Source organism: Cupriavidus sp. U2, from assembly GCF_009663685.2.
Taxonomy (GTDB): domain Bacteria; phylum Pseudomonadota; class Gammaproteobacteria; order Burkholderiales; family Burkholderiaceae; genus Cupriavidus; species Cupriavidus necator_C.
On the sequence record NZ_RCOG02000027.1, the window covers coordinates 226,188 to 244,858 of the forward strand.

General features: G+C 68.6%; 8 protein-coding genes. 6 read left to right on the forward strand and 2 right to left on the reverse strand.

All coding sequences use genetic code 11. The features are described 5' to 3' along the window. Positions 1-153: 153 nt before the first annotated feature. From D9X30_RS20625 to malQ, 5 genes are all read left to right on the forward strand, one after another. Positions 154-3,504: an alpha-1,4-glucan--maltose-1-phosphate maltosyltransferase gene (locus tag D9X30_RS20625; protein WP_249641027.1), complete on the forward strand. Its 3,351-nt coding sequence runs from the start codon at positions 154-156 to the stop codon at positions 3,502-3,504. Further along, entirely contained in the window at positions 3,501-6,902 is a 3,402-nt protein-coding gene (treS, locus tag D9X30_RS20630; protein ID WP_153945999.1) for a maltose alpha-D-glucosyltransferase, read from the forward strand. The genes D9X30_RS20625 and treS overlap by 4 nt, the downstream gene beginning before the upstream one ends. After that, positions 6,889-9,162 carry a 1,4-alpha-glucan branching protein GlgB gene (gene glgB, locus D9X30_RS20635; RefSeq protein WP_153945998.1) on the forward strand — a complete coding sequence of 758 codons (2,274 nt, stop codon included), beginning with the start codon at positions 6,889-6,891 and terminating at the stop codon, positions 9,160-9,162. The genes treS and glgB overlap by 14 nt, the downstream gene beginning before the upstream one ends. A gap of 79 nt (positions 9,163-9,241) precedes the next feature. Continuing rightward, the gene (gene glgX, locus D9X30_RS20640; protein WP_153945997.1) at positions 9,242-11,389 is read left to right on the forward strand and encodes a glycogen debranching protein GlgX; all 2,148 of its coding nucleotides are present in this window, start codon (positions 9,242-9,244) and stop codon (positions 11,387-11,389) included. Beyond that, a complete protein-coding gene (gene malQ / locus D9X30_RS20645; protein ID WP_153945996.1) occupies positions 11,386-13,680 on the forward strand; it encodes a 4-alpha-glucanotransferase in 2,295 nt (764 codons plus the stop codon). Before glgX ends, malQ begins: the two co-directional genes overlap by 4 nt. Before the next feature lie 4 nt (positions 13,681-13,684). On the opposite strand, the gene D9X30_RS20650 is transcribed toward malQ, so the two are convergent. Together D9X30_RS20650 and D9X30_RS20655 are read right to left on the reverse strand one after the other, a co-directional pair. Beyond that, the gene (locus D9X30_RS20650) at positions 13,685-15,613 is read right to left on the reverse strand and encodes a hybrid sensor histidine kinase/response regulator (RefSeq protein ID WP_194946447.1); all 1,929 of its coding nucleotides are present in this window, start codon (positions 15,611-15,613) and stop codon (positions 13,685-13,687) included. A 126-nt stretch (positions 15,614-15,739) separates the two neighbouring features. Next, positions 15,740-15,901, reverse strand: coding sequence for a hypothetical protein (locus D9X30_RS20655; RefSeq protein WP_153945994.1), 162 nt, complete (start codon positions 15,899-15,901; stop codon positions 15,740-15,742). Positions 15,902-16,159: 258 nt separating this feature from the next. On the opposite strand from D9X30_RS20655, the gene D9X30_RS20660 reads away from it, so the two are divergent. Continuing rightward, positions 16,160-18,670, forward strand: a complete 2,511-nt coding sequence (locus D9X30_RS20660; RefSeq protein ID WP_153946113.1) for a glycogen/starch/alpha-glucan phosphorylase — start codon at positions 16,160-16,162, stop codon at positions 18,668-18,670. Position 18,671 lies beyond the last annotated feature (1 nt).

Sequence of the window (18,671 nt, forward strand, 5' to 3'; positions counted from 1 at the left end):
GGCGTCATCCGTGCCAACCCTTGCTGCGCCGCACTTCCAGCGCGATACCGGCGCCCGGCATCCCGCTGGCACGTCCTCTGCATGTCCTTATGGAATTGACATGACGCGCGCCCGCTTGTCCTACGGGGCGCCCACGGCCAGAGGACGTGTGACGTGCGCATTTGCCAACTCAACCTGACGGAATCGCGAGCCCTGGACAACGACACCCTGATGCGCACCGCCAGGCTCGGATTCGACCATATCCTGCTGGCCGGCTGGTCAGCGTCCCATTCCCGCCCTGACGTCCTGAAAGCGGCGTTCGAAGCGTGCCGCAAGCACGGCCTGGCGCCGCTGCTCGACCTTGCGCTGGACCGGCTTCCCAACGACACGGCGGCCATGCATGACGGATGGATCGATCATGCCCGCCCCGCCGGCAGCCCGGATGCCACCGACAACCACCTGCCTGGCGTTCGCGTGCGCTGGTTCGACGACGCCACGGCGGGGCAGTTGCTGGCCTGGTGGACTGCCCAGCTCGGCGATGCCCTGGCCGCCGGCGCGGCCGGCTTCTGCTGCAGGGCACCATCGCGGGTGGCGGGTCGGCACTGGGCCCAACTGATAGAGGCGCTGCAACGCGACACCCCACCGGCCAATGGCGGCAAGCCGCTATATGGCCGCAAGCCGCTATTCCTGGCCTGGACCCCCGGCTGCACACCCCAGCAACTCGATGACCTGGCCGCCGCGCCGTTCGACGGCGCGTTTTCGTCACTGCCATGGTGGGACTATCGCAGCGCGTGGCTGACCGAGGAAATCGCGCGCCTGCGCCGCTTTGGACGTGTGCTGGCCGCGCCCGCGCTGGCCCCTGACGGCGTAGACGTCCTGGCTGCCCGGCGGGCGTTGTGGACGGCCGCCGCCATCGGAGACGGATGGTTGGTGCCAGCTGGTTACGAGACCGGCGCCGCTGCCGCGCATGGAGCGCCGGGCTCGGCGCTCGACGCGTCACCCGGCGCGCAGGCCGACGGCCATCCCGACGATATCGTTGACGCGCCTTACGACCTGACCCATGAACTGATGCAGGCCAACGCCTGGCTCGCCGCCCGCGATGACGAACCTGCCGTGGCAGTGCGACAGGTCAGCGGGCCCGATGCCCCGCTGACCGTGCTGGCCCGCGTGCCGCGCCACCTGGCCAACGGCGCCGCCGGCAAACCGGCGCTGACCGTGGTGCTGAACCCCTGTCCCGTGCAGCCTGCGTCGTTTGGCGTCGATCGGGTGCTGAGCGGCCTGCCGCAGCCGGCGGCCACCCTGACACCCGTGAACGGCGGCCCCGGGGGCACGCTGGAAGACGGTCTCGACAACCTCAGCCCATGCAGCACGATCACGCTGCCGCCCGCCGATATCCGCCTGTTCGAGGCCGTGCCCGCGCCCGTGATCGCGACGAACGGGCGCAAGGATACGCGCAACGGCACGCGTAAATCAGGGGGCCGGTCGGCCGACCGCGCGCTGGCCGCCGCCATGGAAGCGCCGCGCGTGGCCATCGAGAACCTGTCGCCGGCCACCGACAACGGCCGCTTTGCCGTGCGCCGCACCGTGGGCGAACGCGTGGAAGTCAGCGCCGATATCTGGATGGACGGTCACGACAAGCTGGCCGCCGTGGTGCTGTGGCGCGGCCCCGGTGAACAGGCGTGGCACAGGGCGCCGATGGTCCACATCGTCAACGACCGCTGGCGCGGCAGTTTCCCGATGGTGGCCATGGGTCGCCATGAATTCACGGTCGAAGCCTGGCGCGACACCTTCGCCAGCTGGCTGGACGAAGTCGGCAAGAAGCGCAAGGCCGGCGTCAATATCAAGCTGGAAATCGAGGAAGGCGCGCGCCTGGTGGCCGCTACGCTCGGCACGCCGGAAGCCAGTGGCATCGCCGATGCCGGCGCGATCCTGGCCGACCTGTCGGCGGCGGCCGACGACGCCCTGCGGCTGGAAATCCTGCTCTCGCCGCGTACCGAGGCCGCCATGCGCGCGGCGATGGAAACCCCGGCGGGCCGTCCGTTCGCCAGCCGCTATCCAGCCACCATGCCGGTCGAGGCAGACCGCCTGGCCGGCCGCTTTGCCAGCTGGTACGAACTGTTCCCGCGCTCCGAGAGCGGCGACGTGAATCGCCACGGCACGTTCGACGACGTGATCCGCCGCCTGCCCGCCATTCGTGCGATGGGCTTCGACGTGCTGTACTTTCCGCCGATCCACCCGATCGGGCAGGCGCACCGCAAGGGCAAGAACAACAGCCTGAAGGCCGAGCCCGGCGACGTGGGCAGCCCGTACGCGATTGGCAGCGCCGAGGGCGGCCACGACGCCATCCATCCGCAGCTTGGCACGCTTGAGGACTTCCAGCGCCTGCGCAAGGCCGCCAGCGACATGGGCATCGAACTGGCGCTCGACTTCGCCATCCAGTGTTCGCCCGACCATCCCTGGCTGCGCGAGCACCCCGAGTGGTTTTCCCATCGGCCAGACGGCACGCTGCGCTATGCCGAGAATCCGCCCAAGAAGTACGAGGACATCGTCAACGTCGATTTCTATGCTGCGCCACCGGCCGGCGAGCAGCTTTGGCAGGCACTGCGCGACGTGGTGATGTTCTGGGCCGATCAGGGCGTGCGCATTTTCCGCGTGGACAATCCGCACACCAAGCCGCTGCCGTTCTGGGAATGGATGATCGCGGACGTGCGGGCAAAGCACCCCGATACGCTGTTCCTGGCCGAGGCCTTCACGCGGCCCAAGATGATGGCGCGTCTGGCCAAACTGGGCTTTTCACAGTCGTACACGTACTTCACCTGGCGCAACACCAAGGCCGAGCTGATCGAGTACATGACCGAGCTGACGCAAAGCCCGCTGCGCGAGTTCTACCGCCCGCACTTCTTTGTCAACACGCCCGATATCAACCCGTTCTTCCTGCATGGCGGCGAGCGCCCGGCGTTCCTGATCCGCGCCGCGCTGGCCACGCTGCTGTCGGGCCTCTGGGGCATGTACAACGGCTTCGAGGTCTGCGAGAGCGCGCCGCTGATCCTGAACGGCGTGGAGCGCGAGGAATACCTCGACTCCGAGAAGTACGAGCTGCGCGTGCGCGACTGGCACGCGCCGGGCAACATCGTGGCCGAAATCTCGCGGCTGAACCAGATCCGCGCGAGCCACCCGGCACTCCAGAACCACCTGGGCCTGCGCTTCTATCACGCCAGCGACGACGCCGTGCTGTACTTCGCACGCTTCGTGCCCACCGGGGCCGAACATGCCGGCGCATTCGGAGACGACGTGCTGCTGGCCGCCATCAGCCTGGACCCGCGCGCCGCGCGCGAGACCGACATCGAACTGCCGCTGTGGGAATGGGGCCTGCCGGACAACGCCGCGCTGGACGCCGAGGACCAGATGTTCGGCACGCGCTTCACGTGGCACGGCAAGCGCCAGCACATCCGCCTGAATCCGCACGAACTGCCGTTCGCGCTCTGGCACGTCAGGCCTCAACAACAACCTGGAGACACGGCATGAAGCGACTCTCCGAGGGCGCCAACGCCGCACTGCTCAACGCCGACCCGCTCTGGTACAAGGACGCGGTGATCTACCAGTTGCACATCAAGTCGTTCTACGACGCCAATGGCGACGGCGTGGGCGACTTTGCCGGACTGCATGCCAAGCTGGACTACCTGGTCAGCCTGGGCGTCGACACGATCTGGCTGCTGCCGTTCTACCCGTCGCCACGCCGTGACGACGGCTACGACATTGCCGACTACCGCAACGTCCACCCCGACTACGGCACGCTGGCCGAGGCCAGGCGGTTCGTGTCCGCGGCGCATGCCCGCGGCCTGCGCGTGGTCACCGAGCTGGTCATCAACCACACGTCCGACCAGCACCCGTGGTTCCAGCGCGCGCGCCGGGCCAAGCCCGGGTCCGCCGCCCGCAACTATTACGTGTGGTCCGACAACGACCAGAAATACGCCGGCACCCGCATCATCTTCTGCGATACCGAGAAGTCCAACTGGAGCTGGGACCCCGAAGCAGGCGCGTATTTCTGGCACCGCTTCTACTCGCATCAGCCGGACCTGAACTTCGACAACCCGCAGGTGCTCAACGAAGTGCTGTCGGTCATGCGGTTCTGGCTCGACATCGGCATCGACGGCCTACGGCTTGACGCGGTGCCTTACCTGGTGGAACGCGAGGGCACCAGCAACGAGAACCTGCCCGAGACGCACGAGGTGATCCGCAAGATCCGCCGCCATCTCGATGAGCGGTATCCGGGCCGCATGCTGCTCGCCGAGGCCAACATGTGGCCCGAGGACGCCCAGCAGTATTTCGGCGGGGCGAGCGGCGGCGGCACCGCCGACACCACGGGCGCCGCCAGTCCGGACGGCGGCATTCAGGGCGACGAATGCCACATGTCGTTCCACTTCCCGCTGATGCCGCGCATGTACATGGCCATCGCGCGCGAGGACCGGTTTCCGATCACCGACATCATGCGGCAGACCCCCGAGGTGCCGCCAAACTGCCAGTGGGCGATCTTCCTGCGCAACCACGACGAACTGACGCTGGAAATGGTGACCAGCAGCGAGCGCGACTACCTGTGGGAGGTCTACGCTTCGGATCGCCGCGCCCGCATCAACCTGGGCATCCGCCGGCGGCTGGCGCCGCTGATGGAACGCGACCGCCGCCGCATCGAACTGATGAACAGCCTGCTGTTCTCGATGCCGGGCACGCCCGTGATCTACTACGGCGACGAGATCGGCATGGGCGACAACATCCACCTGGGCGACCGCGACGGCGTACGCACGCCGATGCAGTGGTCGCCGGACCGCAACGGCGGCTTCTCGCATGCCGACCCCGAGCGCCTGGTGCTGCCGCCGTTGCAGGGCCCGCTGTACGGCTACGAGGCCGTCAATGTCGAAGCGCAAACGCGCGACCCGCATTCGCTGCTGAACTGGATGCGCCGCATGCTGGCGCTGCGCCGCCAGCACCGCGCCTTCGGCCGGGGGACGTTGCGCTTTCTGTTTCCGGGCAATCGCAAGATCCTGGCGTACCTGCGCGAATACGCCGGCGAGCACATCCTGTGCGTGGCCAACCTGTCGCGCGCGCCGCAGGCCGTGGAACTCGACCTGTCGCAGTTCAATGGGCGCGTGCCCGTCGAAATGCTCGGCGCCACGCCCTTCCCCGCCATCGGCCAGCTGACGTACCTGCTGACGCTGCCGCCGTATGGCTTCTACTGGTTCGTGCTGAGCGAGGACGCGCAGCCGCCGGCGTGGCACGTCAACGCACCGGAGCAGATGATGGATCAGGTCACGCTGGTGCTGCAGAACCTTGGCGGACGTTCCGAACTGACCGACGCGGCGCGCCGCGTGCTGACCACCGAGGTCCTGCCGAACTACCTGGCGCGGCGCCGCTGGTTCGCATCCAAGGGCGAACGCATCGAGCGCGTGAACGTGGCCTATGCGTGGCCCGTGGCCCGCGTGGGCAACAGCGAGGAGGTCTGGCACTGCGAGGTCGAGGTATCGCTGCCGGGCCGCACCGAGTGCTACCAGTTGCCGGTGGCCCTGCTGTGGGATCGTGAAAATACCGACGGCATGTCGCAACTGATGACGGGCCTGTCGATGGCCCGCATCCGGCGCGGCGCCCGCGTGGGCGTGGCCACCGACGGCTTCGTGGTGGAATCCTACGCCCGCGCCGTGGTGCAGTCGCTGCGGGACAACGTCAGCGCCGAAACCCCGCACGGCACCATCCGCTACCTGGCCGAACCGGGGCTGTCCGAGGCCCCGCTCGAAGACGAACCAGTGCAGTGGATGTCGGCCGAACAATCGAACAGTTCACTGGCGTTCGGCAACACGGGGGTACTGAAGCTGGTGCGGCGCGTGGCCGGGGGCATCCACCCCGAAGCCGAGATGACGCGCTACCTGACCAGCCACGGCTACACCCATTCGGCACCGCTGCTGGGCGAAGTCGTACGCACCGGCGCCGACGGCACGCCGCACACGCTGATGCTGCTGCAGGGCTACATCCTCAACCAGGGCGATGGTTGGGACTGGACGCTGGACTACCTTGGCCGGTCGATCGACGATGCCCTGCCGGCGGCCGAAACCGGCAACGAGGACGAGTTTGGCGAAGCCATGGCCGGCTACGCCACCATGGTCGGCACGCTGGGCAGGCGGCTGGCCGAACTGCATGCGGTCCTGGCGCAGCCCACCGATGAAGACGCATTCGCGCCGGTAGCGGCCACCGAGGCGCAGGCTACCGACTGGGCAGAGGAGGCCCTGCGCTCGCTGGAAGAAGCGCTGGGCCTGGTCGAAGCGCGCCGCGCCAATGCCACGGGCGCGTTCGCCGCGGACATCGACACCCTGTTAGCCGCGCGCAGCAAACTGCCGCATCTGGTGTCGCGCCTGGCCGCCGCCGCGCCCGACAGCCTGCAGACCCGCATTCACGGCGACTTCCACCTGGGCCAGGTACTGATCGCCCAGAACGACACCTACCTGGTGGACTTCGAAGGCGAGCCGCGCCAGCCGCTGGCGTTCCGGCGGCGCAAGACGTCGCCGCTGCGCGACGTGGCCGGGTTGCTGCGGTCCATCGACTACGCCGCCGCCACGGTCGGCACCGACCGCCAGGAGCGCACGCACGCCGCGCTGCCGCCGGCACAGGCCGATCGCCGTGCCGCGCTGCTGGACCGCTTCCGCAACACCGCCGGTGACGCGTTCCTGAACTGCTACCAGCAGGCCATGTCTGCAGCGCCCCAGCCCTGGGCCGCCGCCGGCCAGCTGCAACCGCTGCTGCACCTGTTCCTGCTGGAGCGCGCTGCCTATGAAGTGGGTTACGAGGCGGCCAACCGCGTGGCCTGGATCGACCTGCCGACCAGTGGCCTGGCGCGCCTGGTCCGCAAGCTGCTGGGAGACGACCATGGCCAGGAATGATGCCGCCGCGCTTGAGTTACCGGCGCCGACACTGCCCGCCCCGGTCATCGATGCGTTGCGCGAGGCGCGCCTGGCCGATCCGTTCGGCGTACTGGGCCCCCACCGCGACGAACAGGGCGTGGTGGTGCGCACCATCGTGCCCGGCGCGGCAGCCGTCCAGCTGACCGGCGCCGATGGCGAATTCCTTGCCGACATGACGCGGCTGCACGCCGACGGCGTGTTTGCCGGTCGCCTGCCCGGCTTCGAAGGCCGGCAACCGACCGCCCCCGACTACCGGCTGCGCATCCGCTGGCCGGACGGCAGCGAACAGTTCGGCGCGGACCCGTATGCGTTCGGGCTGCTGCTGGGCGAGCTCGACCTGCACCTGTTCAACGAGGGCCGTCACCTGGAACTTGGCAAGTGCCTGGGCGCGCAATGCCTGACGATCGACGGTGAGCCGGGCGTCCGGTTTGCCGTGTGGGCGCCGAACGCGCGGCGCGTGTCCGTGATTGGCGACTTCAATGGCTGGAACGCGGCGCGGCATCCCATGCGCCTGCGCCACGGCGCGGGCATCTGGGAACTGTTCGTCCCGCAGGGCATGGGCGTCGGGCCGGGCAGCCGGTACAAGTACGACATGACCGGCCCGCATGGCGAAGTGCTGCCCGACAAGGCCGATCCGGTGGCGCAAGCCACCGAACTGCCGCCGGCCACCGCATCGGTGGTGGCGTGCGCCGGGCATGCCGCGCCGCCGTTCCGCTGGAACGATGCGGCGTGGATGGAGCAGCGCGCCCGCACCGACCCTCACGCCGCGCCGATGTCGGTCTATGAACTGCACGTGATGTCCTGGCAGCGCGCAGCCAACGACAGCGGCCGGGGCTGGGAAATCCTGGCCGAGCGCCTGGTGCCCTATGTGCGCGACCTCGGCTTCACGCATATCGAACTGCTACCCATCACGGAACACCCGTTCGGGGGCTCGTGGGGCTACCAGCCGCTGTCGCTGTTCGCGCCCACGGCGCGGCTGGGATCGCCCGAACAGTTCGCATCGTTCATCGACCGCTGCCACCAGGCCGGCATCGGCGTGATCCTGGACTGGGTGCCGGCGCACTTTCCGACCGACCCGCACGGGCTGGCGATGTTCGACGGCACGGCGCTGTATGAACACCAGGACCCGCGCGAAGGCTATCACCAGGACTGGAACACGCTGATCTACAACCTGGGCCGCAACGAAGTGCGCGGCTTCCTGCTGGCCAATGCCGTCCACTGGCTCGAACATTTCCATGCCGACGCGCTGCGCGTGGATGCGGTGGCGTCGATGCTCTATCGCGACTACAGCCGCAAGTCGGGCCAGTGGGTGCCAAACCGTTTTGGCGGCCGCGAGAACCTGGAATCGGTGGCCTTCCTGCGCGAGATGAACACCGTGGTGCACGAACGCTGTCCCGGCGCGCTGACCATCGCCGAGGAATCCACCGCCTGGCCCGGTGTGACGGCCAGTGTGGAATCGGGCGGACTGGGCTTCAATTTCAAGTGGAACATGGGCTGGATGCACGACACGCTGCGCTACCTTGGCCACGAGCCCATCCATCGTCCCTGGCACCACGGCGACATGACGTTCGGCATGGTCTACGCGTGGTCGGAGGCGTTCGTGCTGCCGCTGTCCCACGACGAGGTGGTGCATGGCAAGGGATCGATGATCGGCAAGGCGCCCGGGGACGACTGGCAGCGATTTGCCAACCTGCGGGCGTACTACGGCTTCATGTGGACGCACCCCGGCAAGAAGCTGCTGTTCATGGGCGGCGAGTTCGCGCAGTGGCGCGAATGGAACCATGACGACGAGCTGGACTGGGCGCTGCTGGACCAGCCCGCGCATCGCGGCGTGCATTCGCTGGTGCGCGACCTGAACCGCCTGTACCGCGACCTGCCGGCGCTGCACGCGATGGACCATCGGCCTGAAGGCTTCCAGTGGATCGTGGGCGACGACCACCAGAACAGCGTGTTCGCGTACCTGCGGCGCGCCGCGCCCGACAGCCAGGACGTGGTGCTGGCTGTCGTCAACATGACGCCGGTGCCGCGCCACGGCTACCGCCTGGGTGTGCCGTTCGCCGGGACATGGGAGGAATGCCTGAACACCGACGCCGAAATCTACGGCGGCAGCAACCTGGGCAATGGCGGGCGCGTGCAGGCCGACGCAACCCCATCGCACGGCCAGCCCGCGTCGTTCTCGCTGACCCTGCCGCCACTGGCCACGCTGATCCTGCGGTATGCGCCGGAGCATGCCGGGTGACGCCGAAGCGCGCGCTGCCCGCGCGGCGGGCCATGACGACAACCGACAACCATAACCAGAACAACGAGGAGCTTTACGCATGGCGAGCCTTACCGTTGATCGCCTGCTGCCTGGCAAGCCGTATCCGCTTGGCGCCCACTGGGACGGACTTGGCGTCAATTTCGCGGTGTTCTCCGCGAACGCCAGCCGCATCGACCTGTGCCTGTTCTCGGCAAACGGGCGCAAGGAAGTGCAGCGCCTGGCGCTGCCCGAATGTACCGACGAAATCTGGCACGGCTATCTGCCGCACGCCCAGCCGGGTCTGCAGTACGGCTTCCGCGCCTTCGGGCCCTATGAACCCACGCGTGGCCACCGCTTCAACCCGCACAAGCTGCTGCTTGACCCCTACGCCCGTGCGCTGAGCGGGCCGGTGCGATGGTCCGATGCGCTGTTTGGCTACCGCCTCAACAGCCCGCGCGCCGACCTCACGCCCGACCGCCGCGACAGCGCGCCGACGATGCCCAAGGCGGTCGTCATCGACGAGAGCTTCAACTGGGGCGATGACCGGCCGCCGCAACAGCCGTGGGCCACGACCTCGATCTACGAGGTGCACGTGCGCGGCGTGTCGATGCTGCGCGAGGACGTGCTGCCGCAATATCGCGGCACCTTTGCCGCGCTGGCCGATCCGCGCTTCATCGAGCACCTGCTCACGCTGGGCGTCACGGCGATCGAACTGCTGCCCGTACACGCGTTCCTGCAGGACCGCTTCCTGATAGAGCGCGGCTTGCGCAACTACTGGGGCTACAACACGCTGGCATTCTTTGCCCCCGAGCCGCTCTACCTGTCCGGGCGCCAGCACCATGAAGTGAAGATCGCGATCCGGCGCCTGCACGCGGCCGGCATCGAGGTGATTCTGGATGTGGTCTACAACCACACATGCGAGGGCAATGAACTGGGGCCCACGATGTCGTGGCGCGGGCTGGACAATGCCAGCTACTACCGGCTGATACCCGGCGACGAGCGCCACTACATCAACGACACCGGCTGCGGCAACACGCTGAACCTGTCGCACCCGCGCGTGCTGCAGATGGTCATGGACTCGCTGCGCTACTGGACGCAAGTGTTCCACGTGGACGGCTTCCGCTTCGACCTGGGCAGCACGCTGGGCCGCGAAAGCAACGGCTTCGACCCGGGGTCGGGCTTCTTCGACGCCATCCTGCAGGACCCAGTGCTGTCGCGCGTGAAGCTGATCTCCGAGCCCTGGGACCTGGGCCCCGGGGGCTACCAGGTAGGCAACCACCCGCCCGGCTTTGCCGAATGGAACGACAAGTTCCGCGACAACGTGCGCCGCTTCTGGCGCGGCGACGCGGGCCAGCGCGGCGAACTGGCGGCGCGGCTGACCGGCTCGGCCGACCTGTTCGACCGCCGCCACCGCAAGCCGTGGGCCAGCGTCAACTTCATCACCGCGCACGACGGCTTCACGCTGGCCGATGTGGTCAGCTATGCGCACAAGCACAACGAGGCCAACCACGAGGACAACCGCGACGGCAACGACGACAACGCCAGCGCCAACTGGAGCCCGGACGGCAGCATCGAAGGCCCCACCGACGACGAGGCAGTGCTGGAAACGCGCGCCCGGGTGGCACGCGCCATCATGGCCACGCTGCTCCTGTCGCAAGGCACGCCAATGATCACGGCCGGCGACGAATGGGGACGCAGCCAGCAGGGCAACAACAACGCCTACTGCCAGGACAACGAGCTGTCGTGGCTGAACTGGGACGATGCCGCCCATCCTTCGAATGCGCCGATGCGCCAGCTGGTCAGCCGCCTGCTGGCGCTGCGCCGCCGGTTGCCGGTACTGACCGAGAACCGCTTCGTCCATGGCCGCTCGCAGCCAGCGCCGGGCCTGGCCGATATTGCCTGGTTCGGACCCGATGGCAACGAACTGACCAGCGAGCAATGGGCCAATCCCGAAGACCGTACGCTGGCGCTGCGCCGCGCCACGCACTGCCCCGAGGAAGAGGTGGAGGTCATCGTGCTGTGCCTGAATGCCAGCCACGAGGACGTGGTCTTTCGCATGCCGGCGCCGGGCGAGGACTGGCATCTGCTGTTCGACAGCACCGCGCCCGACCTGGAAGACGAACCCGTGGCGCTCGACGACGAAGGTCGTCCCGCGTACAAGGTGCCGGCGCGCGGCCTGGCGCTGCTGTCCGCCGCCGTGCCCAAGGACGAGGATCCCTCGCGATGAGTCACGACGACGCGCTGCAACGGCTGGCTGAACGCGCGGGGCTGCAGGTGCATTGGCGCGACGCGTGGAACCAGCCGCAGACGCTGTCGCCGGAAGCCCTGCGCACGGTGCTGACCGCGCTGGACCTGCCCTGCGGCACGGCCTGCGAGTGCGAGGCATCGCGCGCCCGGCTGGCGGCCGACGACGCGGCGCACGCGCTGCCGCCGCTGATCACCGCGGACCAGGGCCGGCCCGTGGTCGTGCCATGGGCACACCCGTTGCCGGAGCGGCCTTATCGTCTGGAATGCGAGGACGGCACGACGATCGAGGGCATCGCCCGGCGCACCGGCGACGGCACGCTGCAAATCGCGCCGGTCTCGCAATGGGGCTACCACCACCTGCTGCTGGGCGATGTGGCGACCACGCTGGCGGTGGCGCCGCCGCGCTGCTTCAGCGTGGCCGACGCGCTCGCGGCGTCGCCGCGCCCGGTGCTGGCAAGCAAGCCCTGGGGGCTGTCGGTCCAGCTGTACGGGCTACGGCGCGGCGCCGATGGCGGCATTGGCGACCTGACCACGCTGGCGCTGACTGCCGAAGCGGCGGCAGGCGCGGGTGCCGACGCCATCGCCATCAATCCGTTGCATGCGGGATTTCCGGCACTGCCCGAGCGTTTCAGCCCGTACTCGCCGTCCAGCCGCATCTTTTTCAACCCGCTCTACGCCGACCCCGCGCGCATCTTTGGCCAGGCCGCCGTGGACCACGCGGTGGCGACCCTCGGCATCGGCGCGGCACTGGCCGAAGCCGAGCGGCGCACCGAGATCGACTGGCCGGCCGTCGCCCAGGTGCGGCTGCGCTTGCTGCACTGGCTCTGGCAGCATCACGACACCTTGCTGTCCGCTGTGCAGAAGCAGGCATTCGCCGCGTTTCGCGCACGCGGCGGCAAGGCATTGCTGGCGCACGCCACGTTCGAAACCATCCAGGCCGAGCGGCTGGCCGCCGCAGCCGACGGTGACGCCGCCCGCGACGCCGCCGACTGGCGACGCTGGCCGGCGTCGCTACGCCACCCCGATGGCGCGGCAGCCGCTGCCATCGCGACAAGCGCCGCCGACGCCATCGGCTATCACGCCTTCCTGCAATGGCTGGCCGCCGATGGCCTGGACGACGCGCAGCAGCGTGCGCGCGCGGCAGGCATGGCGATTGGCGTGATTGCAGACCTTGCCGTCGGCACCGACCCCGGCGGCAGCCACGCGTGGACGCGCCAGGCCGAAATCCTCAACGGCTTCCACGCCGGCGCCCCGCCGGACCTGTACAACCCGCTGGGGCAGGACTGGGGCGTGGCCGTATTCTCGCCGCGCGGCCTGCGCCGCAACGGCTATGCCGCCTTCATCGAGATGCTGCGGGCCAATCTGGCCCACGCCGGCGGCCTGCGCATCGACCATGTGCTGGGTCTGGCGCGCATGTGGCTGGTGCCCGAAGGGGCGCCCGCCAGCGCTGGCGCCTATCTGACCTATCCGCTCGACGACCTGCTGCGCCTGGTGGCCATCGAGTCCTGGCGGCACCGCGCGATCATCATCGGCGAAAACCTTGGCACGGTGCCGGAGACGCTCGATACCGCACTGGCAGCACGTGGCGTGCTGGGCATCGACGTGCTGTGGTTCGTGCGCGAGGCGGACGAGGCGGACGAGGCAGACACGGCGGACGAGGCAGACGGCGATCGCGCCGCCGGCGATGCCCGGCCGGACACGCCCCCCTCGCCTCCCGCGCAGGCTCCCGGCGAAACCCCTGCCGCGGCCGGGCCTGCCTGCCCCGCATTCCTGCAGCCCGATCGCTGGCCCGCGCTGGCCGTGGCCACCACGACCACGCACGACCTGCCGACCATCGCGGGCTGGTGGGCGGGCCGCGACATTGCCTGGCGCGCCCGGCTGCACCAGCTGGCCGCCGACGAGACCGAGGCCGGCCTGATGGCGTTGCGCGCTGCCGAGCGCAGCGCGCTGTGGCAAGCCATGCGCGACGCAGGCGTGGCACACGGGGCCGAGCCGCCCGCCGACACCGCGCCCGTGGAAACCGTGCTGCGCTGGCTGCATCGCGCCCCTACCCCGCTGCGGCTGGTGCCGGTGGAAGACCTGCTGGCGCTGCGTGAACAGCCGAACCTGCCGGGGACGGTCTCCGGCCATCCCAACTGGCAACGGCGACTGGACGCCGATCCGCGCGACCTGTTCACGCGCCCCGAGGTGGCGCGGCGGGTGGCGGCACTGCGCGACGGGGACGCGCAGGCAGACAGCGGGGGCGAAGACAGCGGAGACAGCGATGCGTGACGCGTCAGGGCGCGTGCGGGTCCGTCAGCGCGCGGCAGAGCGCCTCCACGGTCAGCGGCTTGACCAGGTGCGCGTCGAAGCCCGCCGCTTCGGTGCGGCGCCGGTCGTCGGGCGAACTGCGTCCGGTCAGCGCAAACACGCGCGGCCCCAGGCCGCTCTGGCGCAGCGCATCCAGCACCTCGTAGCCGCTCATGTCTGGCATCTCCAGATCCAGCAGCACCACGTCGGGCGCGAAGCTGCGTGCCGCTTCCACCGCGCACATGCCCGTGTAGACCGGCTGGGCGTGATGGCCGAGCACGGTCAGCAGTTCGGCCATGCTGTCGGCGGAATCGGCGCTGTCATCGACGATCAGGATGCGCTGGCCCGTACACTGGGCCGTTCCCGGACGCGGCACGCTGGCACCGTCCATCTGCACCTCGGGCAGCATGACGGTGAACGTGCTGCCATGGCCCTCGCCCGCGCTGCTGGCCTGGATGGCACCGCCGTGCGCCTCGATCACGGCCCGTGCCAGGGCCAGGCCGATACCCAGCCCGGAGCGCGCGGTCTCGTCGCCTTCCTGCGCGAACAGGTTGAAGATGCGGTCCAGCGCCTCCGGCGCGATGCCGCGCCCGGTATCGCTGATCGTGGTCACCACGTTGCCGCCGTCCGCGCGCACCCGCACCGTCACCGTGCCGCCGCGCGCCGTGTACTTGGTGGCATTGCTGAGCAGGTTCGACAGCACCTGCTCCAGCCGCGCCGCATCGCCGTTCACGAAGACGGGATCGGCGGGCAGCACCACGTCGAACTTCTGGCTGGCACCCTCCAGCGCGGGGCGCATCGCCTCGATGGCGGTGGCAACCACCTCGTTGTACAGCAAGGGCACTGGCTGCACCTTGAGCTTGCCCGACGTCACGCGCCCCACATCCATCAGGTCGCTGACCAGCCGCGTCAGCAACTGCAGTTGCCGGCCGATGATTTCCGCGCAATGGCGGATGCGGGAGTCGGCCACCGGCGTCAGCCGGATCACATCGACCGCATTGCGGATCGGGGCCAGTGGGTTGCGCAGTTCGTGGGCCAGGATGGCAAGGAACGCCTGTACTCGGCGCCCCGCGTTATCGAGATCGGCCAGGCGGGCCGCGTCGGTCACATCGCGCGCGATCCACAGTACGCCCGACACGCCCTGGGCGGCATTGCGCAGCAATACCTGGCGGACATGGCACTGCACCAGCGTGCCGTCATGCCGCTGCAGGCGCTGCTCGCCCGACCATGCGCCGCTGCCCCGCACGGCATCGAGCAAGCCCGGGGTGACGGCGGGCCGGTGGCCGGATGGCACATCGGAAACCGTGTCCGGCGCCATGTCGGCCCGGGGGTGCACCAGCGACAGCGGCTGACTCACGGCCTCCTGTGCCGTGTACCCGAACAGCGCCTGGGCGCCGGCGTTCCAGCTTCGGATCTGCCCTTCGGGGTCAAGCTCGCAGATGGCACAGTCGTCCATCGTGTCGAGCAGTTGGTGCCAGCGCGCCTCGACCGCACGCGCGTGCTCCTCGGCCGCGTACTGGACCGTGATGTCGCGGTAGACCACGCCAAAGGCTTCGGGTCCGCCATTGCGTCCTCCGTCGGGCCCCGGCAGGGCCACGATCACGGTGCTGGCATAGAACACGCTGCCGTCGCGGCGCAGGCGCCAGCCCTTGGATTCGGCCCGTCCGGCCCTCCGGGCCGTCGCCAGCAGCTGATCGGCGCTGGCCGACCCGTCGTCCGGATCATCCGGATCGTCCGGCGTGGCGGGATGAAAGCGCGACAGCGGCGCACCGGCAGCCTCGTCGGCGGTGTACAGCAGCACGCGCCGCGCGGCCTCCGTCCACGCACTGACACGACCATCCGCCGACAGCGCGAAGATCGCGGTGTCGTCGACCGCATCGAGCGCATTGAGCAATGCGCAACCCGGCAGGGTCATGGGTACGCTCCCTCTTCTCTTGTTGCCGCTGCCCTTCTTGGAGGCAGTCGCCGCATCCAGCGCTCCGGCCCGGCGGGCCGGCATGTCTGCGTCGGTTGTAAAAACTACAAGGGGATGCCGAAAACGCTAGCCGTGTTCGCGCGCCGACCTGCTGACCGACGGCGGCGGCGGATGCTTGTCCGGCAGGTTGCGGGCGGGCTGGTCCCCTTTTTCCTTGTTGTGATCGGGGCTCTGGTCGGGCCGACGGTCCGGCCGACGCACGGGGTCATGCGGGATGTGGGTAGCCATGGCGCGTCTCGCAGTGGTTCGCAGGATGGGAAGGCTCATTGCGCTGCAGTTTCCATACCAGCACCGGCACTAATGATTCCCCGGTGCCCCCTCATTTCTTTTGTAGCCTGAAACCAGCACGAAGTCTCGATCCACGTTGATCTGTTCAGGAGTCAAGTGATGACCGATGCATCCCGGCTGCGGCCGGCCCCCGCCGATGCAACGCGCGGCACCCAGAGCACGACTGCCCAGGAGAACCCGGACGACACGCGCACCGCGATGTCCAGCGCCACCATCCGGCGCGCCTTTCTGGACCATGTGTTCTATACCCAGGGCAAGCTGCCCGGCCATGCCAGCGGCAACGATCTCTACCAGGCGCTGGCGCACACCGTGCGCGACCGGCTCGTGCAACGCTGGATCAGCACCGCCGAGACCTACCAGACGCAGCCATCGCGCACGGTGGCCTATCTGTCGGCCGAATTCCTGATGGGCCCGCATCTGGGCAACAACCTCGTCAACCTGGGCATCGTCGACGAGGTGCGCGCGGCCATGACCACGCTGGACCTGGATCTGGACGACATCCTGTCGCACGAGGAAGAACCGGGGCTGGGCAATGGCGGCCTGGGCCGGCTGGCTGCCTGCTTCATGGATTCGCTGGCAACGCTTGAAATTCCCGCGCTGGGCTACGGCATCCGCTACGAATACGGCATCTTCCATCAGAACATCATCGACGGACAACAGGTGGAAACCACCGACACCTGGCTGCGCCACGGCAATCCATGGGAGATCCAGCGATCCGAATGGGCGGTGCAGGTGCGGCTGGGCGGTCACACCGAGCACTACACCGACGACCGGGGCCGTTACCGCGTGCGCTGGGTGCCCGAAAAGACCGTGGTGGGCGTGCCGTTCGATTCGCCCATCCTGGGCTACCGGGTCAACACCGTGAACACGCTGCGTCTGTGGCGCGCCGAGGCCACCGAGGCGTTCGACTTCCACACCTTCAACCGGGGCGACTACCTGGGCGCCGTCAGCAAGAAGGTGACGTCGGAAAACCTGACCAAGGTCCTGTACCCGAACGACGAAACCCAGCAGGGCAAGGAACTGCGGCTCGAGCAGCAGTACTTCTTCGTGGCGTGCTCGCTGCAGGACATGCTGCGCCTGCTGGCCTCGCACGGCATTCCGGTGTCCCGCTTCCACGAGAAGTTCGCCGTGCAGCTCAACGACACCCACCCCGCCGTGGGCATTGCCGAGCTGATGCGGCTGCTGGTGGACGATCACGGCCTGACCTGGGACGATGCCTGGTACATCACCCGCAACGCGTTTGCCTACACCAACCACACGTTGCTGCCCGAGGCACTGGAGCAGTGGCCCCTGGAACTGTTCCGGCGCGTGCTGCCGCGCCACCTGGAAATCATCTATGAGATCAACGCGCGCTTCCTGGACGAGGTGCGCATCCGCTTCTATGGCGACGAATCGCGGCTGGCGCGGCTGTCGCTGGTGAACGAGAAGGACGGGCGCTACGTGCGCATGGCCGGGCTGGCCTGCGTGGGCAGCCACGCCATCAACGGCGTGGCCGACCTGCACTCGCGCCTGATGCGCGAGGACGTGCTGCAGGACTTTTACGCGATGTGGCCGGAGAAATTCACCAGCATCACCAACGGCGTCACACCCCGGCGCTGGCTGGCGCTGTCCAACCCCCGGCTGACCCGGCTGGTCAGCGATGCCATCGGTGATGGCTGGATCAAGGATCTGGACCAGCTGCAGGCGCTGGAGCCGTACGCCGACGACGCCGGCTTCCGGGCCCAGTGGCAGGCCGTGCGCCGCGACAACAAGCGCGACCTGGCGCAGCTGATCCGCGACACCACCGGGGTGACGGTAGACCCGGCGTCGATGTTCGATGTGATGGTCAAGCGCATCCACGAATACAAGCGCCAGCACCTGGCCGTGCTGCACATCATCGCGCTGTATCACCAGATCAAGTCCGATCCGCATGCCGAGATCCCGCCGCGCACCTTCCTGTTTGCGGGCAAGGCCGCGCCGGGCTACCACTATGCCAAGCTGATGATCCGTTTTGTCACGTCGGTGGCGGAGGTGGTCAACCGTGACCCGCAGGTGCGCGACCGGCTCAAGGTGGTCTTCCTGCCAAACTTCAACGTGACCTACGGCCAGAAGATCTACCCCGCGGCGGACCTGTCCGAACAGATCTCGCTGGCCGGCAAGGAGGCGTCGGGCACCGGCAACATGAAGTTCGCCATGAACGGGGCCATCACCATCGGCACCATGGACGGGGCCAATATCGAACTGCGCGACGCCATCGGCGCGGACAATTTCTTCCCGTTCGGGCTGAACGCGTCCGAAGTCTATGCGCTGCGGGCGGCCGGCTACCATCCGTCCACGTATTACGAATCGAGCCCCGAACTGCGTGCCGTGGTGGACCTGATCCAGCACGGGTTCTTTTCCAAGGGCGACGCGGCCGTGTTCCGCCCGCTGTTCGACGGGCTGCTGCAGCACGACCCGTACATGCTGATGGCCGACTTCGCGTCGTACCTGCAGTGCCAGCGCGATGTTTCCGCCGCCTATGCGGACCCGGCGCGCTGGCAGCGCATGTCGGTGCTGTCCACGGCGCGCTCGGGCCGGTTCTCGTCGGACCGGGCAATCCGCGAATATTGCGAGCGGGTCTGGCATGTCGACCCGGTTCCCGTGTGCCTGCTGCGGCGGTCAAGCGGCCAGGTGCAGGGGCAGCGCCGCGCCGGCGACACCATCGCCGGCTTCAGCGAACGCTGCCAATAGT